The organism is Peribacillus sp. NPDC097225 (assembly GCF_044761955.1).
Lineage (GTDB): Bacteria > Bacillota > Bacilli > Bacillales > DSM-1321 > Peribacillus.
Map to the genome: position 1 here is coordinate 31,634 of NZ_JBIWDJ010000008.1, position 19,238 is coordinate 50,871.

Genomic DNA, 19,238 nt, shown 5'->3' on the forward strand with positions numbered 1-19,238 from the left:
GTAGAAAGGAGTAGGCATGTCATGAACCAATCCGAACAAGAGAAAATAAAGCAGGACTTGCCGCTATTTAAGGATCTCCCCAAAAACCTTTCCTATTTACAAGCGACTTATTCCAATTGTTACGATGTGGTTTTTCGGACCTTTTGCATTGGGGGACATACGGATGCCGCCCTCCTTTATATGGAAGGACTATCCGATACGAAACAAATTGAAAATAATGTGATGAATACGCTGATGGAAGAGTCCCTCTCATTTTCTGACATCCATGAAGCCGTGAAAGAAAGGCTTCAAGTTCTTGATACAAAAGAAATTCGTACGTTTGCCGAATGCATCACCTATCTTTCTACCGGCTACTCGATTCTCTTGGTACAAAAAATGGATTATGCCCTGGCTCTGGGCCTTGTGAAAGTTGATAAGCGCCCGATTGAGGACCCCGAAGCTGAAAGTGTGGTACGTGGTCCCCGCGAAGGATTCATCGAATCCATACAAACCAACACATCTCTCATTCGCAGAAAAATCAGCTCCCCCACGCTTAAAATGGAAAAAGTAAAAGTGGGGAGTTATACAAAAACGGAGGTTGTCATTGCCTATATAGAGGGTAAGGCTGATAAACAAGTATTGGAGACATTGAAAACCAGGATCAACGAGATTGAATTGGATGGTGTTCTGGAAACAGGATATATCGAGGGATCCATCAAGGACAATCCATATTCGCCTTTTCCACAATTGCTAACAACGGAAAGACCCGATGTTGTGGCTGCCAATTTGCTGGAAGGACGTATCGTCATCCTAGTCGATGGGACACCTTTCGTTTTAATCGCCCCGGTCAGTTTCTATTCTTTTATCCAGTCACCGGAAGATTATTATTTTGGCTTTTTAATCGGTTCTTCTGTACGACTATTACGCTACCTATTTATTTTTTTCTCGGTTACCCTCCCGTCCTTGTATGTCGCCATCCTGACTTTTCACCAGGAAATGATTCCGACCACCCTGTTAATTACCATTGCCTCATCACGGGAAGCCATACCATTTCCGGCATTCGTGGAAGCAATCCTGATGGAGGTCACCTTCGAGGCTCTAAGGGAAGCAGGACTCCGGCTTCCTAAACAAATCGGTGCAGCCGTCAGCATCGTCGGGGGGCTAGTTATCGGACAGGCCGCGGTTCAAGCCGGAATCGTTTCCGCTCCGATGGTCATCGTCGTTTCTCTTACAGGGATCGCCTCCTTTTTAGTGCCTCGCTATTCGCAGGGTATCGCCTTACGATTATTACGCTTCCCCATTATCCTCCTTGCCGGGACACTGGGATTATTCGGGCTGATGCTTGGGATCATCACTATCGTCATTCATCTATGCAAGTTGACCTCCATTGGGGTACCTTACCTACCACCTTTGAAGAATGGTTCATGGCAAGACGCACTATTCCGGGCACCTTGGCAATCTTTACAGAAACGGAGGAGATTTTTTAATGAAGACAACCACCCCAATCAGAAAAACCTTAGGATGAGAGGAAAGGACTCCAAAGCATGAATACCATTCTTTCCAAGCCAATCAAAAAAGCCATTACAGTGACCATGCTTTGCTTTTTCACTTGTACCCTATCTGGCTGTTGGGGTAGCAAAGAGCTTTCCAATATGGCCTTGGTCATGGCAGCGGGGATAGATATTACAGAAGAAGATCAAGTGCAAGTTACCATCCAGGTTTTCATTCCCCGGGCCGCCAGCAGTCAACAGCAAGGAGCCGGTCCTGGGACGGGTGGAGTCGAAAGCCTTGTCCTCGTTAAATCCGCAACAGGGGAAAATATGGCGGATGCCATGGTGAACCTGCAAAAGTTATTTTCTCGCCAGATTTTCTGGGGCCACTGTGATGCCTTTATTTTCGGAGAAAAATTTGCCCTTAAAGGCCATTTGAATGATCAGATTGATTTCATCAATCGCCATCCTCAACCCCGGGCACGTGGTGACTTATTTATCAGCAAGGGGCCGGCTTCCGAGATACTCGAATTGGTCCCCGCTCTAGAAAGTTATATGGGGGATGTTTTACAAAAATCATCGGAATTGTATATAAAAAAACCGATCACAGTCAAGGATTTCCAGCTGATGACCATCAGTGATTCCAAGGGCGGCATACTCCCCCTTCTTGAAATATCCAAGCCTGATCAACCAGAAAAGGCAACAGAGACCATTACCACGTTTTCTGGTGTCGCTATTTTCAAAGAGGATAAAATGGTAGGATCGATTAAAGAAGATGTCACGCAAGGTTTGCTATGGATCCGGAATCAAAATAAATTGGGAGCGATAACCACATCGACCCCAGATGGAAGGAAAATCTCGGTGCACCCACTTCGGCAATCGACAAAGCTGATTCCCAAGATTGAAAACGGAAAGTGGAGTGTAACGGTTGATGTGAACGTAGACGGTTTACTGGTTCAGAACGGCAGCAATCTGGATATCATGGATGAATCTAGCTCGAAGCAGATTGAGACCTATTTACAGCATGAAATAGAACGAGATATAGAGGCTGCCATTACCGAGGTGAGGGATGGCATGGGGACGGATGCCTTCGGTATTGCTGAATCCTTTCATCAAAAGTATCCAGAAGAGTGGGAAAAGGTAAAAGACGATTGGAAGTATGTATTCCCACAAGTCACAATAAACATGGATATCCATTTGAAAGTACAAGAACCAGGTTTGATGACGAAAACATTAGGAACGATAAAGAGAGGTGAGTAGGATTTGAAAATGGCCGCTATATTGGGAGTGACTGTCTTACTCTTCCTCCTTTTTCTTTTCAACTATCCTAAAATCGACCGCTCCCATAAAAGAGAGAAAAAAACGGTGGTCCTTTTACTGGCCATCGGATGGGTTCTGGCAATCCTTCTCATATTCTTTCCGGAAATGCCGGGACCTACACAAATATTCAACATCCTGTTTGGTCCACTAAAAAAGCTATTATAACGAAAAAGAGGGAGCCTAGGCCCCCTCTTTCTTCATTTATTATTCAGCGTCAAAAACTTCTACTTTCTCCATTTTGTCGCCATTTTTCATTGCTTTAGCCGTTTCTAGACCTGATGTTACTTTACCGAATACAGTATGAACACCGTTTAGATGCGGTTGTGGTTCATGAACGATAAAGAATTGGCTTGAGCCCGTATCTTTTCCGGCATGCGCCATGGACAAGCTGCCTGCTTCATGCTTGTGTGGGTTTCCAGCTGTTTCACATTTGATTTGTGTGCCGCTTCCGCCTGCACCTGTACCTGTTGGATCTCCACCTTGGCTTACGAAGCCAGGGATGACACGGTGAAAGACTACACCATTGTAAAAGCCTGTGTTTGCCAGGTTCTCAAAGTTAGCCACTGTGTTTGGTGCTTCATTAGGGAAAAGATCAAATTCGATTTTCTCTCCGTTTTCCATCAATATGTATCCTTTTTTAGCCATTATAAAACATCTCCTTTAAAATGAACTGAATCAGTCTTAATAGTACCATTTTTAGCAAGAGAAAGAAAAGAAAGCGCTGTGTTTTCAGATTCAATTATTATACAGCGTGCGTTTCTTCTCTTATAATAGGGAATATTCACTAAAAAAGGAGAAAAAAACAATGACCCAACAATTTGACGCCTTATTCGTAAACAAACAAGAAGATGACTTTTCCTTAACCATTCAGCAACTTTCACTCAGCGATCTTCCAGAAGGTGAAGTGCTCATCCGCGTGCATTATTCTGGCGTGAACTATAAAGACAGCCTAGCGACGATCCCTAACGGAAACATCGTTGGCCGCTATCCGATTGTCCCTGGCATCGATTTGGCAGGTGTTGTCGTTTCATCTAAGGATTCCCGTTTCAAAGAAGGAGACGAAGTGATTGCCACCTCCTACGAGATTGGCGTTTCACACTTCGGGGGCTACAGTGAGTTCGCCCGTATTCCAGCAGAGTGGGTTGTCCCGCTCCCTGAAGGCCTAACATTGAAAGAAGCCATGGTTATCGGAACTGCCGGTTTCACCGCTGCACTTTCCATCATGCGTCTAGAAGAAAATGGACTCAAGCAAGAGGACGGAAATGTTCTCGTCACAGGAGCCACTGGAGGCGTCGGCAGTTTTGCCGTCTCGATTCTTTCCAAGCTCGGCTATTCGGTAGAAGCGAGCACCGGGAAAAAATCAGAACACGCGTACATAAAGGAACTGGGTGCTACGAAGATTTTATCCCGTGAAGATGTCTATGATGGCACGCTTCGTCCACTTGGCAAGCAAAAATGGATTGGTGCCGTTGACCCGGTCGGTGGAGAAACATTGGCCTCTGTCCTGAGCCAAGTTAAATATGGTGGATCGGTGGCGGTCAGTGGATTAACCGGAGGGACAAACCTGCCTTCGACTGTCTTCCCATTCATTTTGAGAGGCGTCAGCTTGCTTGGCATCGATTCAGTGAATTGCCCTATGGATACGAGGCTGAAAGTTTGGAAACGCCTAGCAACCGACTTTAAGTTGGATCATGTAGAACAGCTCATTCAACAGGAAATTTCCTTGCAGGAACTTCCCGATGTCCTACCTACCTTACTGAAAGGTCAAGCAAGGGGACGGACAATCGTCAAATTATAAAAAACAAAAGGTGACGTTAGCTCTGGCTCTCGTCACCTTTTAATGTGCCTTTGAATAGGGAGGATGATATCGACGGTGGTTCCTTTGCCGACCTCGCTACTAAATTTAATTTGCCCTTGATGCTCATGAATGATTTTTGTACTCACCATTAGCCCCAGGCCGGTCCCTTTTTCCGTTGTGCTATAAAAAGGCTCACCTAAATGCTTCATTCGTTCCTCTGTCATCCCACTACCCGAATCAATGAAGCGGATGACCAGGTTCCCTGGATCATATTCATCCAACTGGATATGAAGTTTCCCGCCATTTTCCATGGATTCAATCGCATTATTCACTACATTAGTAAACACTTGCTTTAATAGATTAGGTTCACCAAACACTGTTGAATCGTCGACTTTAGTTTCCATCGTTATTTCGACATCGTTCAGATTCGCCTGAAGCTTGGCCAACGTTATGACACTATCTAAAATGGCAGGTATCCGGGTATATTCACATGTTTGCAATTGGGGATTGGCAAGACATAAAAACTCTTTAGCCAACCGTTCGATCTTGTCCACTTCCTTCACTGACAGGTCAAGGTATTCCTGCTTGTCAGGCGTTTCACCCATTAATTGCAAAAATCCCTTGATGGCAGTTAGTGGATTCCTTATCTCATGGGCAATGCCCGCCGCCATCTGACCGACCGCAGAAAGCATATTCGTCTTGCATAATAATTCTTCTGTCTTCTTACGTTCGGTAATATCTCTACAGAAAACCTGAATGGCCGGTCGTCCCTTATAAATAATCGGAAGGGCGATGGTTTCACCATAAAATACTTCACCATTAAAGCGCCTGAACTTTTGCTCCAGTAACTCGACCGTCTTCCCCTCATCTCTCATCACTTCTATTCGCTTGCCGACCGTGTCTTGAGAATCGGGATGCACGAACTGAAAAACGGACTTCCCCATAATTTCTTCCACAGACAAGCCCAGCATTCTGGCACCTTCGGGATTCATATACTCAATGATTCCATTTCGATGCACAAAGATTGCTTCAGGTGACACCTCGATCAGGTTGCGATACCGTTCTTCGCTCTCCCTCAACGCTATTTCAGCCAACTTTTGATTCGTAATGTCCCTGTATACGAACGCCAATGCCGTCGGTTCATCTTCGTTATTCCTGATCGTAAAAAGGGTGATGCTCACATCAATTAGCTGGCCATCTTTTCTTTGTCTGACCGTTTCGAACCCCTTCTCTTGTTCCCCCGACTTGACCCTATTATGCAACTCGTCAACAGATTCCTTCAGGAAATCGGGGATGATCGGAAAAGGCTTACCAAATACCTCGTCATTCATCCAGCCAAAAAACTCCTCAAAGGCAGCATTAACTTGTAGGGTTTTACCATCTAGATCAACGATGGAAATGGCATCCGCACTTTGTTCCATGAAAGATTGAAGCTGCTTTGTGATATCATCTACTTTTTCTTCCACTTGCCCTTGTCTATCATTAATTAGCTTTTTCAACAGATTTATTCCTTTCCAATTCCGAAAATTCACTTACTCAATTTTACAGTAACAGTAAATCATTTACCAGTATTTTATAGTAGTTTTCACTATCAATGTAGTGAAAACCCAATAAAAAGAAGCTAAATCAGTCATGCAGATTTAGCTCTTCCCTTTAAATGTATTATATTTACATTCTCCAACTATCGGTTCATAGAAGCATGTAACTTATTAAGATTGGATAGCATGTAACCACTATCATGGTATACGCACAATAATTTAACACGATATACATAAGAAAAGACGACACGTAGATGTGCCGTCTTTTCTAGTCATCAATCTTGTGGATCAAAAGCCGCTTCGAAAGCAGATGATACCTTTTCGAACTCCTCGTCCGTTTCGATATCATTTAACTCTCCTTCGCCTTCAACTCTGAAAAAGAAAATATCGATATCTTCCTCTGTGTCTTCTTCAATGTCTTCTAGCAAACCTACAGCTACATATTCCGTTCCTTCAACATCCAATGTTCCCAGAACTTCAACCTCGTGCTCTTGATCACTGTCGTCAGTAAGGGTAAACACTTCACCTTCGCGAATACTTCCCATCATAATCTCTCCTCTCAAGTCCATTTAAAATGGGTTTGTTTCCATAGTATATCTACTATTCCATACAGAAACAAATTTTTGCTTTAAAAAAGGGCAATTCTTTTCCTTTTCAATAAAAAATCCAGTAAAGTGGGGGAAATCGCTAGAATTTAAATCATTCAGACTATTTTGTTTATATTGCTGTAATTTTATACCTAATCATATATACTAGTATTGCTTATTAACAACAAGAAGGAGGAATCCCCTTTGACTATGAAGAAAGTCGATCATATCGGCATCGTTGTAAGAGATCTAGAAACATCCATCTCCTTTTATCAAGAAGTGTTGGATTTGAAATTGAAAGCGCGTGTACCCCATACGAATGGTATCATTCAGCTTGCCTTTCTTGGGTATGACGGTTCAGATGAAACCGAAATTGAATTGATCCAAGGATATAGTGACACGTTGCCATCAGAAGCAACGATTCACCACTTTGCCATTACCGTGGATGATATCGAAGAAGAATACGCGCGGATCCAAAGCCTTGAGAATGTCGAACTGATTGATGAAGAAATCGTCACCTTGCCAAACGGCTATCGCTATTTCTACATATACGGACCAGAGAAAGAATGGATCGAGTTCTTCCAGAGATGAACACAAAAAGCAGAGCGATCAGCTTCTGCTTTTTTTAATGAGTCCAATAAATAAATAGTTATCAAGCTTCGTCTACCGGTATCCGGTAATCGGGATTGCTCTGGTTCCAACCTCCGCCTTCTTCCACGGATTGATTGATACTGCTGTCCCCATCACCATCAATCCAAATTCTCTCTCCATTCTCCAATGTCCGCCAATGAGGTTCCACACCATGTTCTTGATGATTTTCTTCTATTATATATGATCCATCTGACCCATTTTCTAGTGCAAGATCCGAACCACCCAATCCGCCTTCATTCCCATTTACATCAATAACGTCCGCCATATCCAAAATGGATACCCCCAACGCACCAACGGCGACTGTTTTCCCCACATTGCGTAATCCTTCTTTCCAACGTGTTTCGTCTCCATCCCTAAGTCCTCCGGCTACATCTCCAACATTCCCCACCGTCGCCTTAATACCTTGTCCCACTGCTTTCGCTGTTTTCCCAACACCGTCCCCTAAATCTTTGAACCCTTGAACCACCTTCCCATCATCTTTCGATACTAGTCCACTTCCAAGATTCCAAACTCCCTCAGCAACATTCCCTAGTTGCTTACCTGTGAACTCCGTTGAATTCTTAACACCATCGCCAACCTCTTGGATGAACTTAGATCCCGTTAATTCTCCAACTCCCTTAATAATGCCTCCAGTCACACCGCCAACTAACCATCCCGCACCTTCACCGGCACTTTTGAGAAAACCCATATTATTAGCCCCCATATCCATTTAGTAGTTCAATATCACTAATTATTGTCATTTAATAACATACCATACTAAAAAAACACAGGGAACTAATCAAAAAAAGACCCTATTGGCCCTTTCCTTTAGAATGCATATTGATATAACCCATAATATAACGGTCCGAGTGTAATGAGTAATGTGACTCCGATGAGGATACTTTTCGCACGTCCCGATATATCTTCCATTGCTGCTTCTCCATCATCATGCTTTCCGATATAACTGAAAAGTACATCCCACAGTAAACCTCCTACAAACACGAATTTCCATATTAGAGGCGTGAGTATGGCTGTATTCGTCACAAATCCAAATAGTCCGATCCACGTAATAACTGAAATGATGAAATCCACTATTAAAGAAGGGGTGCGAAGGCCTTTAAGCAAAAAAGCAATCGCCACCGTTCCTAAAATCCCTAAATAAATCGTCCAAAAAATATGCATATTCCATCCTTCTTCCGGTAAGATTCTTCAATTATATGAAGTATCGGATGAAAATGGAATACAATAATGACATTCTCTTAATCTAGTACATATATCTCATTAAACTTTTTACCTTTTTTGATTAACCTGGTAAAATTTTCGAAGAATGATAAAGGTTTTGGATTTTAACCCTAAATCATACGTCCACTTTCAAGTATTGAGGGCAGATTTTATTACGGTCGTAGATAAAGATGAATAACTAATTAAGTATGTACTAGGAAAATAGAAATGATGAAACCTACTTGAATCAACCAAGAGATTTTCACGTTAAGAAAGGAACTTCAACAGAATTATCGGGGTTTTGAATAGGAGAGTATCAAATGCTAGAAGAAGGTGATTCCGGGTGTAAATACCCAGTGATCACCTTTTTCATTCTATCTTAAATTACCAGCTTGCCTTTTTGATGCCCGCGATTTGCCCGATATGTGCAAGGTCACGGAAAACGATCCTAGACATGTTGAATTTCCGCATATATCCACGTGGTCTTCCCGTAACTCCACACCGATTGTGAATACGTGTTGGCGAAGCATCCCTTGGGAGCTTGGCCAATGCTGCATAATCTCCTTTCACTTTAAGTTCCTGTCGAACCTCTGCATACTTCTCTACTGTTTCCAGCTGTTTTTTTGCCTTTGCTATCTTTGACTTTTTTGCCACCTTAGTTATCTCCCCTTCTATAAAAATGATTATATTGTACCCGGATTACTTTGTTTCACGGTGAAGTGTGTGTTTCTTTAAGCGCGGGCAGTACTTTTTCAATTCGATTCGATCAGGATGGTTTCGCTTATTTTTCGTCGTTATATAATTCCGATCTCCCGTCTCTGTACATGCCAAGGTAATGTTTACTCTCATGTTTGTTCCCTCCTAAATGTTTTATAAATATCCTTAATCGTCATGATTACGGTTTATGATGTTTACCTTTATATAATAAAACGTAATGATTACTATTTGCAAGTTTTTTCGTAAGCTTTTTCGATTTCCCCTTGGTTCCCTACTCAACATCAACTATCTACATAAAGAAAAAGCAGGCTTCCCGACCATGTCAGGAAGCCTGCTTTTTTCTAAAAATACATCTTTAAATCTGGAATTTACGAACCACTTGCTTTAGCTCATCTGCCATAGAGGTCAATGAATGCACGGATGAATTGATTTCTTCCATCGATGCCAGTTGTTCTTCCGTTGAAGCCGCCACTTCTTCTGAATTGGCCGCATTTTCCTGTGCGTGTGCCGTTAATTTATTCGACGTTTCCGATACTTCATCTACACTGACTGAAATTTGTTGAATGGAAGCCGTGATTTCTTCGATTTTCGGAGTAATGTCTCTCGTACTTTGAAGGATCTGGGCGAATTTATTCGATGTTTCCACTGAAACCTTCACGCCCTGTTCCGCATTATCCATCACGTCTTTCATGATCGTAACAGAATTCCTTGTGTCGTCTTGCATCCCCATGATTAAATCCGTGATCAATTTAGTAGAGTTCTGGGATTGTTCAGCCAGTTTCTTCACTTCATCGGCCACCACTGCGAATCCCTTACCATGTTCGCCCGCCCTTGCGGCTTCGATTGCTGCATTTAATGCCAATAGATTCGTCTGTCCGGCAATGCCCGTGATTACATCGATAATATTCCCGATTTGATTAGAACGTTCCGATAAAGAATCGATAACCTGATTCGATTGGTTAACCGATTCATGGATGAATCTCATTTGCTTCAAGTTCTCCTCGACATAGTGGCTGCCCTCTTCTGCCTGTTTCTCGGTTTCTTTTGAAAGCTCTGACATGCTAGCCGTACTTTCGGTAATCCGTTCCACACCCTGGCTCACTTCATTCAGTGAACCGAGACTAATTTCCAGTTGCCTTGTTGAACTTTCAGAAGCCCCGGAGATTTCCTGTATCGAAAGAGCGATTGTTTCTGCTGCCAATTTCGATTGTTCAGAACTGACACTTAATTGCTCAGCCGATGATGTAACTTTATTCGTATTGGAGGAGATGGCCGTAATCGTCTGATGCAGATTTTGGGTCATCTTTTCAAAAGATTGATTTAACACATAAACCTCATCGCGGGTTCTTACCTCGATTTTTTCTATATTCAAATCTCCTTCAGCGACCCGGTTAGCCATTTTACTCAACTTCTCGATTGGTTTGGAAATAACGCTTGAAATCAATAATCCATCAGCCATTGCAAGCACGAAAGCTATCAGGCTTAGAATGATAATCTTCTTAGTTGCCGACTTTGATTTATCCTGAACCTCTTTCACCTTTTGCACCATGATGTCGTCTTTGATCCATGTATAGAATGAATTCGTTTGCTCAACCATTTTGGTACTGATGGGAACCACATTATCCCGGGCTAGGGCCTTGGCTTTTTCAGGATCGGCTCGTACCGCTTCTACAGATTTACGACTCTCCTCAATCCATTCGTCATTTGATGCTTTGATTCCATCGAGCTCTTTGGTCATTTTATCTGAGTGCGACAAATCTCTCGCTTCTTTTATTAATTCATTGATGTTTTCATTCGATTCATACATCTTCTCTTTCATATCAGGTGTTTCATATAATAGATATCCTCTTAAATACGTTACCTGACGTGCTGCATCCGTCTGGATACTTTGAGTGATTGATTGAACCTCAGAGATATTATCAAGAATATAATCATACTTCTTGTTCATATCTTTCATACTGTGATAAGAAATGAAAGCTGAAACTCCAAAAATGATGGAGACAAGAAAAAAGCTTAGTAGTAACTTATTCTTTATGGATAATTTCATTCTTTTTTACCCCTCTATTTCTTTTGTAATGGTCACGCTTATCTATCCCTTTTCATATAAAAAGCCCACAATTAAAGTGGACGGTAAATATGTTCCCAAGGAGTAATAGTTTCCTTTTCTTTTATCGGTTAAGAAAAGGAAAAATTAAATGGAGCATGGTGGTAAAATAAATATTATTTGTTAAACACTATCATTTAAGAGGGCAGGGGAATGCATGTTATTAAAAAACACAACATACTTGAATGAAGAGTATGCCATTTCAAGGGGAAATCTGTTAATACATGAAGGGAAAATCGTCACAAATCCTTCTCTCTCTGAAGGGAATGCTTCTGTCGAAGAAATGGATTGTGAAGGATATATACTAATACCCGGATTATACAATGCTCATTTTCATGGTTATTCATTAACTGCCCAAGGACTTCAAAGGGATATGAAAATTGAAGAGTGGTGTAATGACAGCAAACAAGGACACCTTCAATCCGGATATTTTGAGAAAATCGATGCACTGACCAGAAGGGAATATGAAACGATTTGTATGAAGGCTTACGCAGATATGGTGAAGAAAGGAATCACGTTCGTCAGTGAATCAGAGCCAAGTAATTGGCCGGATGCGATTGCCGAAACCATCAACCGCATTGGAATGAAAGGTTTTGTCGATACCTATGAGAAGATTCCGGAATATCACGATCTGCAAAGTGGGCAGGTCAACTTTGGTACGCATTTGCTAGAAGAAGAGGATATCACGGATGAAACCCTTGCTCTCTGTGTTTCTAGTAAAAAGGACTTTGATTCCCTCTATACCACGCATGGGATGGAAAACCAATGGAGAAGGGACCTGATTTATTCTCAATACGGAAAGTCATCCATCGAGTTATATAAAGAGCAAGGGCTACTCGATAACAAGACGATTTTTTTCCATGGCGTTCACTTGAATGAAATAGATATCGATTTACTAGCTGAGGCAGGTTCCTCTGTCGTCCATTGTCCCGTCTCGAACCTAAGCACTGGAGCAGGTATAGCCCCCGTATCCAGCATGCTTGAAAAAGGGGTGAATGTTTGCATGGGATCTGATTATGCCAGTACCGATTTATGGGAAAATATGAAAATCGCCTATTATCTACTCAAAACGATGTCCCCGACACATCCGTTCACAGCGGAGAACATCTGGCAAATGGCAACGCAAAATGGCGCGTCCGCCTATCATCAGAACATGAGTGGAAGAATCAAGGATGGATTTCATGCAGATCTTGTCTTCATAAAAAAGAACCCCCTTATTCCAGAGGTCGATACAGACGAGTTTTCCACGACCGTGCATAATCTTTTACTTGAAACGAGCGAACCATCCATTCATCATGTAATGGTCAACGGGGAATGGATCATGTTCAATCGCACCCTTACACACGTGGATGAGGAAGAAATGAACCGGGCATATAAAAAGATCCTGACGAAAGTCTATCATCAGGTTCTTGAATAGGTTTCAATGGCTCAGGGGCTGTCCCAAAAGGTGTAATTACCCCGTAATTGAATAAATAGTAAAAGGCAGAAACGTTGATTTAACAACATTTCTGCCTCTTTGTTTTTGCGAAATTCAATGGAATAAGGACTTATTAGACAGCCCCTTGTCTCATGATTTAAACGGCCCGCTTCTCCTCGGGTTGACCTTCTCCGGCCATGCTATAATGTGCATGTTTTTCCTGAACGAAAGCAATGGCGATCGCTCCTACTACCGCAGCGATTGCAATCAAGGAAAAGTTCATTTGAGCTGGCAGGTTCATCGTTAAGAGGATGCCTACAAAAGTTGGTGCAAAAATCCCACCTAGGCGACCGAACGCCATCGATGCCCCCACGCCACTGGAGCGCATGGAAGGTGGGTAATATTGTGATACCATCGCGTTGCTTATATTCTGCACCCCGACCGACGATGCACCGATGAAACCAATCAATATATAGGCAAGCACCGCATTTTGTGTAAGACCGATGCTTGCAAGGGCAATGGCTCCACATACATACAGGGGAATCATGACTTTTTTGAAACCTAGTTTATCCGTAAGCGGACCGAACGCAATCGTTCCGACGATCGCACCGACATTCATCATCGCAACAAATAGCAAACTAGAACTTAAACTATACCCTGCCTGGATCATCAATTTCGGCAGCCACGTGTTCATCGAGTATATCAGGACAAAGCAGCTGAAACAGGAAATCCAAAACATGATTGTACTGAACCCTCGTTTTTTCTCAAATAATTTCACAATGGTTGAACCTTGTTCAGGTGCTTCCGTTCTTTCGAGTCTTGTCTCCCCATTCAAACTTAACTCTGGATTGACTTTCTTAAGAATCTGCTTTACTTCCTCGTTTTTCCCTTTTTCCAATAGGAAGACCGCCGACTCTGGAATCGCTTTAGCTATAAAGGGTAGGATCAATAGCGGCAAACCCGCAATCCAGAAAATCGGCCTCCATCCAAATTCCGGGAGTATGGCACGGCTGGCTAGGGCGGCTGCAATCGCTCCGACCGAATACCCACAGAATACAAAGGAAATCATCGCACTCCGAATCTTTTTCGGTGCGTACTCCGTTGTCAGGGCAATCACGTTCGGCATCACGCCTCCCAGTCCGATTCCTGAAATGACACGAAAAACGGTGAACAAGACTGGTCCACCAGCCACCCCGGATAAAGCAGTAAAAAGACTGAAGAGAGCCGTACAAAATAAGATGATTTTCTTACGTCCGACCGTATCGGCCAAGTAGCCAAAAAAGACCGCTCCGACAACCGTACCCATTACCGTATAACTGCCGATTGCTCCCGCTGTCACCGATGATATGGACCACTCCTCAATCAATGAAGGAACGATAGAACCATAGATGACCACATCATAACCGTCGACCAGGATAATGAAAAAACCCCAAAAAATTAATAGTAAATGAAACAGGTTAAAACGACTTTTATCTATCGTTTCACCAGCATGGACTGTCCTCAATCCTACACCTTCTTCCTTTTATTTAGTACGTTGAAGCACAAAAGCAAAAGAACAGACAGATGCGTATGACACGCACCTTTAATCAATTAGTATCAAAGTCGACCACAATTAAATCTTCAAGTCCAATCTCTTCTAAATAGGCAAGAATCGCTTGATGGGATGGATGCGGCAAGTATGCTTCAAATGTCGTCCTGTCCTCAAATCTGGCAGTCATGCCTATCTCGTACCCTTGACTGCGCCCCGCAAAATTCCTTCCTTGCTGGATATCCAGTAAACCTGGTATAACATCTTTTAGAGCCAAAGTCCTAGAAATCAATTCATCCACTTGATCACCTGTTACATCATCACTTAACTTAACCAAAACAATATGTTCAACCATTCTGCTCACCCTTATCTGCTATTTAAAACATGACGGTCAAAACCGGCAATTTGTTTATATTTATTGGCAATATCCTCTAGTTCCTGTTGTGATATGACATCATGTAAATGATCGAATCCCTCTGGAGCCCGGTCCTCGACAATCTGCATGACCTCTTCCGGTCCATTCTGACGATTGGCCAGCACGATGGCCGCCGTCTTCTCAAGACGTGATTCTTCATAAGCACATAAAGCCGCTTCTGCATGTACTCCACTTAAAATGGCTTCCCCTAACGCATCCGCATCCAGTATCGCCTGGGAAGCTCCATTGGAACCAATTGGGTACATCGGATGTGCGGCATCACCAAGCAACGTGATTCTGCCAAAGGACCAGCGTGGAAGAGGATCGCGATCGACCATTGGGAATTCGAAAACGGACTCCGTTTCCTCTATTAATTTAGGTACATTCAACCATCCAAAATCCCAATCGGCGAAAGCTTGGGCAAAGACTTCCTTCTCTACTTTCCGATTCCAATCACTTCGGGAAGGCGCATCCCCTTCAATCGTCAACTCCGCAATCCAGTTCATAAGCGAACGACCACTCTCTGCCAAAGGATCGACAGGATAAGCAACGAATTTCTGGTCTTGATAGCCAGCCATGATCATTGTCTTCTCGGTTAAAAAAGATGACGATTCTGTGATGCCACGCCATAAAATCCGGCCGCTGAATTTAGGGTCACCTTCATTCGGATAATAGAATTTTCGAACTGTGGAATGGATGCCATCTGCTGCAATCATGATGTCTGCTTTATATGCCCCTAGATTTTCCCCTGTTTTTTTATTCACAAATTGAGCTTCCACGCAATCATCGAACAGTTGGAATGAAGATAGATGGTGACCGGTTATGACCGATTCTTCCCCCAACTCTTCCTTGACCGCTTTTAGTAGCAGCATCAGCAGACTTCCACGATGGATGGAATATTGTGGCCACCGATATCCTGCATTCAACCCCCTCGGTTCCTGCCAAATTTGTTGACCGTATTTATTGAAAAAACTCAACTCGGCCGTAGGCAGTCCAATCTTCTGAAGTTCTTCCCCTAATCCAAGCTCCGTAAGGACCCGTACAGCATGTGGAAGAAGATTGATGCCCACTCCCAATGCTTTTATCGTTTGTACACTTTCAAAAACTTGCACTGATACACCAACGCGGTGAAGTTTAAGGGCAGTAACAAGCCCGCCGATGCCCCCACCAGCAATAATTGCCGTATTCACTTTTGACACAGAAACCCCTCCAAATGACCTGATAAGTTATTCAAATATTTTAATTATTCTAATTATGTCACAAAACTCCAGTTTAGCAATATAAATTCTGGGATTATGCAATAAAATTTCATAGGATCATAAGGAAGTCTTACCTGTAAATCTGCTTCTACGCATAAAAAAGCTGATTGCGCATGCAATCAGCTCTCCTATTATTTATAAAATACTTTATCAATGTTGTATTTAGCATGAAGTGTATTGATGATGTACGTTTCATAGATTTCACGTTCCATCGCATCTTCTACGATGATAACCTCAATTTTTTTCACTTCATTACGATGTTCTTTAATCGGTGAAACATTATCCTCGAAATGCTTTTTGACTCTTTGTCTTAATTTACGTGCCTTTCCGACAAAGATCAACTCGTCCTTCTCATTATAAAACATGATGATGCCGCCCTTATCACGGGGAATCAAATGGAAATCAATGAATCCGAAGATTTCCGGGATGATGGCTTCATCGCCCTCAATCACTTGTTTTCTTTGTTTAATGCTGATATCCGCTGCTGGGATTTTAATATTAATCATCAAAAGTCACGTCCTCTATTTGTATATGTATGTGAGTGCTGGAAATAGTCATATTGATAAATCACACTATGTTCTAGTGGAATATAATGGGCTTGTTCAAGCTCTTTCCAACACTTGCTCTACCATGTCCTTAAAAGTAGATGGTATCATAATTTTGGCGGAAAAGCCATGGCATGAACATAGCGGTTCAGTAAAAGGCAATGGACACCCTTGTATTTTTTTAAGGAAGGAAAAGAAGAAGACCCGTTACGAGTCTCCTTCTCCATGATCAGAAATATCCATTACCACCTGTGGGCCTTCGCATTGCTTCTTAGTATAATGTTCGTTTGCGATACTTCCGTATGGCCATTTACTTGAGACTTCGAACGCTTAGGTCTTGTCCAATTATGGTGAAACTTTTGAGAATGTGGATCTAATTGATCTTTATAACTCATGTTGTATCACCTCATCGTAAAAGATTGGGATATTTCTTTTCAAAGCAATAGGAGGTTCCTATCACAGTTTTAGTATGGATTGGGGACGAGTAAACATACATTACTTCTTAAAAAGAAAATTCTACCTTTTTCCCTTTCGAAAGCACTTTCCCTTCACCATTTACGGCATCACTGGTCAGAACCGAAATCCTCCTCACATCTTCCTTTTTGAGGATGAACCCGATATTCCCTTGCTTTGAGCCCTTCGCTTTTATATCCCCATTCAAATTCTCCAGGTAAATATCATCTTTCCAAGTCAAGTGTTCTCCCCCGTCCGTCTCAAGAAAAGCGACCGGGGAAATCTTGGCGTCCGCATTGGTAGGATTATGGACTTTCACATTCATTTTCACGATATCGAATGCGTGTTCATGGGTGTAACCATGAAAGAAGTCAATCTTGCTATAATCCGGAACCACATGCATCACCTTGATATCCTTCATTTCTACCGTGATTGGCCCGACCTTCACGGTTTCATTTATCGGCTTATATTCTTTTACTGTCAATTCGCCTCGTGAATCGGAAACCTGTTGGCCGACTTGTTTCAAATCACGATCATCCGGTAACTGGGGGTTAGGAACATAGACATCCTTCTTCACCAATGGTTCTTCCATTTCCTCTGTCTTTTCTATTACGTTTGGTTTTTCATCAAAAGCTGGCTGCGTATTAAGTGCACCAAATGTGGTTAATAAAAAGGCACCAAAAAGTAGTTTGTTCACCGAATCCCTCCCAGCGTTTTATTTTCCTTTATTTAATAAGTCGAAAATGATCGTGGCATGATCCGTGTTATCGACCTGTCCGGCAAAACGGTCCTTGTAGGGCCCGAATGCATAGACGGGCACATCTTCCCCCGTATGTCCCCCGGTAGTCCAAGCCGTATTGGACCTGTTATCAAAAATGGCTTCGATTGCATTATCAATCGTCGTAACATGTTTACTTGTTGTGGCATCCTTGACGGATTGGATTTCCTCGTTCGTAAGCTTCACTTTCTTTTGATCAATATACCTTTTCAAGGTTTTTTCAACATCCTCACCCTTTACGATGGCATCCGCCATGAAGTCAGGTGTCCGTTTGGCAGCCTTAATCGGCTCACCGGACCAATTATAGACTCCCTTCGCTCCGATTGAGAACCCTCCCGTGGAATGGTCAGCCGTAGCGACAACTAAGGTATGTTTATCTTTTTTCGCGAACTCTATGGCTGCCTTGTAGGCTTTTTCAAAATCCTCCATTTCACTCATCGCCCCGACAATGTCGTTATCATGGCCAGCCCAATCAATTTGACTTCCTTCCACCATCAAGAAGAATCCATCTTTATCTTTATTCAGGCGTTGAATCGCCGAGTCCGTCATCTCTTCCAATGAAGGCGTTTCATTGGTGCGGTCAATCATTTTAGGCAAACCTCCTGAAGCGAACAACCCAAGCACCTGTTTATTTTTATCCTTTAAGAGCTGCTTTTTATCGGTAACATAACTATATCCATCTTTTTTGAACGCTTTTGTCAAATCGACATCCGGCCGGACAAAATTCGATTGGCCTCCCCCCAAGAGGACATCGATTTTATGTTGACCCTCTATTAGGTCCCGGTAATAATCATCAGCAATTCCATTCATGTTTTTCCGGTTTTCGTCATGGGCACCGAATGATGCTGGGGTGGCGTGGGTAATTTCCGATGTGGCGACAAGACCGGTTGATTTCCCGCTTTCCTTGGCCGCTTCCAATACCGTTTTCACTTCTGTCTTATCGTTATCGACTGCGATTGCTGCGTTATACGTTTTCACCCCGGCTGACATCGCGGTTGCTGCAGAAGCGGAATCCGTGATATTTTGTGTCGGATCTTCTGGGTATGTCATCTGCTGACCCACCAAGTATGGATCGAATGCCGTCCTTTCAGCCACCGTCGTAGAAGGTCTATCTTTTAAATACCGGTAGGCGGATGTATAAGAGACACCCATTCCATCCCCTATCATGAAAATGACGTTTCTAATCTCCGGTTCTTTCTTAGGCTTTCCTTTTGCCAGGACATCGTTGTTTGTGACCGACCATGTAAGACTTCCAAGAGCTAGTGTGGAAATGATGGCAACAGGCAAAATCTTTTTACTGAATGAACGTTTCAAGAAAACGACCTCCTACTGATTTAATGGATGATTCAGTTAAAATATACCGCATGAAGATGAACCTACTGTGAAGGGAGTGTAAATATATGGGGGTTTTATGTAAATGAATAGTAAAGAAAAGAAAAATAGGTGGGGAATGAATAGG

21 protein-coding genes are annotated in these 19,238 nt (G+C 42.6%); 6 read left to right on the forward strand and 15 right to left on the reverse strand.

Translation table 11 applies throughout. The annotated features are described in order from the left end of the window. Positions 1-21: 21 nt before the first annotated feature. Genes ACIQXH_RS17675 through ACIQXH_RS17685 form a run of 3 tightly spaced genes read left to right on the forward strand, consistent with a single transcriptional unit; the run spans position 22 to position 2,954 of the window. Positions 22-1,527 (forward strand): spore germination protein, encoded by a 1,506-nt coding sequence (locus tag ACIQXH_RS17675; protein ID WP_403125078.1) that lies wholly within the window; start codon positions 22-24, stop codon positions 1,525-1,527. Then, the gene (locus ACIQXH_RS17680; protein ID WP_403125081.1) at positions 1,524-2,729 is read left to right on the forward strand and encodes a Ger(x)C family spore germination protein; all 1,206 of its coding nucleotides are present in this window, start codon (positions 1,524-1,526) and stop codon (positions 2,727-2,729) included. The genes ACIQXH_RS17675 and ACIQXH_RS17680 overlap by 4 nt, the downstream gene beginning before the upstream one ends. 3 nt (positions 2,730-2,732) lie before the next feature. Further along, the gene (locus ACIQXH_RS17685; RefSeq protein WP_403125083.1) at positions 2,733-2,954 is read left to right on the forward strand and encodes a hypothetical protein; all 222 of its coding nucleotides are present in this window, start codon (positions 2,733-2,735) and stop codon (positions 2,952-2,954) included. Between the two features lie 39 nt (positions 2,955-2,993). Here the strand turns inward: ACIQXH_RS17685 and ACIQXH_RS17690 are convergent, their stop codons facing one another. After that, positions 2,994-3,434: a peptidylprolyl isomerase gene (locus tag ACIQXH_RS17690; RefSeq protein WP_251540275.1), complete on the reverse strand. Its 441-nt coding sequence runs from the start codon at positions 3,432-3,434 to the stop codon at positions 2,994-2,996. A gap of 160 nt (positions 3,435-3,594) precedes the next feature. Between ACIQXH_RS17690 and ACIQXH_RS17695 the strand changes: the two genes are divergently transcribed. Beyond that, on the forward strand, positions 3,595-4,587 hold the full coding sequence (locus ACIQXH_RS17695) for an NADPH:quinone oxidoreductase family protein (RefSeq protein WP_402871253.1): 993 nt from the start codon (positions 3,595-3,597) through the stop codon (positions 4,585-4,587). 32 nt (positions 4,588-4,619) lie between these two features. Here ACIQXH_RS17695 and ACIQXH_RS17700 read toward each other — a convergent pair whose 3' ends face one another. Together ACIQXH_RS17700 and ACIQXH_RS17705 are read right to left on the reverse strand one after the other, a co-directional pair. Then, a complete protein-coding gene (locus tag ACIQXH_RS17700; protein WP_403125086.1) occupies positions 4,620-6,086 on the reverse strand; it encodes a PAS domain-containing sensor histidine kinase in 1,467 nt (488 codons plus the stop codon). Between the two features lie 314 nt (positions 6,087-6,400). Next, on the reverse strand, positions 6,401-6,670 hold the full coding sequence (locus tag ACIQXH_RS17705) for a DUF1292 domain-containing protein (protein ID WP_402871248.1): 270 nt from the start codon (positions 6,668-6,670) through the stop codon (positions 6,401-6,403). Between the two features lie 252 nt (positions 6,671-6,922). Here ACIQXH_RS17705 and ACIQXH_RS17710 point away from each other — a divergent pair, with 252 nt between their 5' ends. Next, a complete protein-coding gene (locus ACIQXH_RS17710; RefSeq protein ID WP_402955105.1) occupies positions 6,923-7,303 on the forward strand; it encodes a VOC family protein in 381 nt (126 codons plus the stop codon). Positions 7,304-7,364: 61 nt separating this feature from the next. Here ACIQXH_RS17710 and ACIQXH_RS17715 read toward each other — a convergent pair whose 3' ends face one another. The 5 genes from ACIQXH_RS17715 to ACIQXH_RS17735 all read right to left on the reverse strand — a co-directional run bounded on the left by ACIQXH_RS17715 (position 7,365) and on the right by ACIQXH_RS17735 (position 11,327). Next, positions 7,365-8,051, reverse strand: coding sequence for a hypothetical protein (locus tag ACIQXH_RS17715; protein WP_402954192.1), 687 nt, complete (start codon positions 8,049-8,051; stop codon positions 7,365-7,367). Between the two features lie 119 nt (positions 8,052-8,170). Further along, a complete protein-coding gene (locus ACIQXH_RS17720) occupies positions 8,171-8,524 on the reverse strand; it encodes a hypothetical protein (RefSeq protein WP_402871239.1) in 354 nt (117 codons plus the stop codon). A gap of 423 nt (positions 8,525-8,947) precedes the next feature. Beyond that, positions 8,948-9,217 carry a 30S ribosomal protein S14 gene (rpsN, locus tag ACIQXH_RS17725; RefSeq protein WP_402871237.1) on the reverse strand — a complete coding sequence of 90 codons (270 nt, stop codon included), beginning with the start codon at positions 9,215-9,217 and terminating at the stop codon, positions 8,948-8,950. Between the two features lie 45 nt (positions 9,218-9,262). Beyond that, a complete protein-coding gene (gene rpmG, locus ACIQXH_RS17730) occupies positions 9,263-9,412 on the reverse strand; it encodes a 50S ribosomal protein L33 (RefSeq protein WP_402871234.1) in 150 nt (49 codons plus the stop codon). Between the two features lie 223 nt (positions 9,413-9,635). Then, complete coding sequence (locus ACIQXH_RS17735) at positions 9,636-11,327, reverse strand: methyl-accepting chemotaxis protein (protein WP_403125089.1); 1,692 nt, start codon at positions 11,325-11,327, stop codon at positions 9,636-9,638. A 214-nt stretch (positions 11,328-11,541) separates the two neighbouring features. Here ACIQXH_RS17735 and ACIQXH_RS17740 point away from each other — a divergent pair, with 214 nt between their 5' ends. Beyond that, entirely contained in the window at positions 11,542-12,801 is a 1,260-nt protein-coding gene (locus ACIQXH_RS17740) for an amidohydrolase family protein (RefSeq protein ID WP_403125091.1), read from the forward strand. Between the two features lie 157 nt (positions 12,802-12,958). Here the strand turns inward: ACIQXH_RS17740 and ACIQXH_RS17745 are convergent, their stop codons facing one another. The 7 genes from ACIQXH_RS17745 to ACIQXH_RS17775 form a co-directional block, all read right to left on the reverse strand. Then, positions 12,959-14,305 carry an MFS transporter gene (locus ACIQXH_RS17745; RefSeq protein WP_403125093.1) on the reverse strand — a complete coding sequence of 449 codons (1,347 nt, stop codon included), beginning with the start codon at positions 14,303-14,305 and terminating at the stop codon, positions 12,959-12,961. 82 nt (positions 14,306-14,387) lie between these two features. After that, positions 14,388-14,684: a Dabb family protein gene (locus ACIQXH_RS17750; RefSeq protein WP_403125096.1), complete on the reverse strand. Its 297-nt coding sequence runs from the start codon at positions 14,682-14,684 to the stop codon at positions 14,388-14,390. Between the two features lie 11 nt (positions 14,685-14,695). Continuing rightward, a complete protein-coding gene (locus ACIQXH_RS17755; RefSeq protein WP_403125098.1) occupies positions 14,696-15,943 on the reverse strand; it encodes a flavin-dependent oxidoreductase in 1,248 nt (415 codons plus the stop codon). A gap of 191 nt (positions 15,944-16,134) precedes the next feature. Beyond that, on the reverse strand, positions 16,135-16,509 hold the full coding sequence (locus ACIQXH_RS17760; protein WP_402871219.1) for a nucleotide excision repair endonuclease: 375 nt from the start codon (positions 16,507-16,509) through the stop codon (positions 16,135-16,137). A gap of 281 nt (positions 16,510-16,790) precedes the next feature. Next, positions 16,791-16,943 carry a YpzG family protein gene (locus tag ACIQXH_RS17765; protein ID WP_402871217.1) on the reverse strand — a complete coding sequence of 51 codons (153 nt, stop codon included), beginning with the start codon at positions 16,941-16,943 and terminating at the stop codon, positions 16,791-16,793. 107 nt (positions 16,944-17,050) lie between these two features. Next, positions 17,051-17,698, reverse strand: a complete 648-nt coding sequence (locus ACIQXH_RS17770) for a DUF4352 domain-containing protein (protein WP_403125101.1) — start codon at positions 17,696-17,698, stop codon at positions 17,051-17,053. Between the two features lie 18 nt (positions 17,699-17,716). After that, positions 17,717-19,093: an alkaline phosphatase gene (locus tag ACIQXH_RS17775; RefSeq protein WP_403125103.1), complete on the reverse strand. Its 1,377-nt coding sequence runs from the start codon at positions 19,091-19,093 to the stop codon at positions 17,717-17,719. Positions 19,094-19,238: the final 145 nt, after the last annotated feature.

Bases quoted from the DNA above. Each gene is read 5' to 3' on its own strand.
- ACIQXH_RS17675 (WP_403125078.1), top strand. From the start codon at position 22: ATGAACCAATCCGAACAAGAGAAAATAAAGCAGGACTTGCCGCTATTT.
- ACIQXH_RS17680 (WP_403125081.1), top strand. From the start codon at position 1,524: ATGAATACCATTCTTTCCAAGCCAATCAAAAAAGCCATTACAGTGACC.
- ACIQXH_RS17690 (WP_251540275.1), bottom strand. From the start codon at position 3,434: ATGGCTAAAAAAGGATACATATTGATGGAAAACGGAGAGAAAATCGAA.
- ACIQXH_RS17695 (WP_402871253.1), top strand. From the start codon at position 3,595: ATGACCCAACAATTTGACGCCTTATTCGTAAACAAACAAGAAGATGAC.
- ACIQXH_RS17705 (WP_402871248.1), bottom strand. From the start codon at position 6,670: ATGGGAAGTATTCGCGAAGGTGAAGTGTTTACCCTTACTGACGACAGT.
- ACIQXH_RS17710 (WP_402955105.1), top strand. From the start codon at position 6,923: ATGAAGAAAGTCGATCATATCGGCATCGTTGTAAGAGATCTAGAAACA.
- ACIQXH_RS17715 (WP_402954192.1), bottom strand. From the start codon at position 8,051: ATGGGTTTTCTCAAAAGTGCCGGTGAAGGTGCGGGATGGTTAGTTGGC.
- ACIQXH_RS17720 (WP_402871239.1), bottom strand. From the start codon at position 8,524: ATGCATATTTTTTGGACGATTTATTTAGGGATTTTAGGAACGGTGGCG.
- rpmG (WP_402871234.1), bottom strand. From the start codon at position 9,412: ATGAGAGTAAACATTACCTTGGCATGTACAGAGACGGGAGATCGGAAT.
- ACIQXH_RS17735 (WP_403125089.1), bottom strand. From the start codon at position 11,327: ATGAAATTATCCATAAAGAATAAGTTACTACTAAGCTTTTTTCTTGTC.
- ACIQXH_RS17740 (WP_403125091.1), top strand. From the start codon at position 11,542: ATGTTATTAAAAAACACAACATACTTGAATGAAGAGTATGCCATTTCA.
- ACIQXH_RS17750 (WP_403125096.1), bottom strand. From the start codon at position 14,684: ATGGTTGAACATATTGTTTTGGTTAAGTTAAGTGATGATGTAACAGGT.
- ACIQXH_RS17760 (WP_402871219.1), bottom strand. From the start codon at position 16,509: ATGATTAATATTAAAATCCCAGCAGCGGATATCAGCATTAAACAAAGA.
- ACIQXH_RS17765 (WP_402871217.1), bottom strand. From the start codon at position 16,943: ATGAGTTATAAAGATCAATTAGATCCACATTCTCAAAAGTTTCACCAT.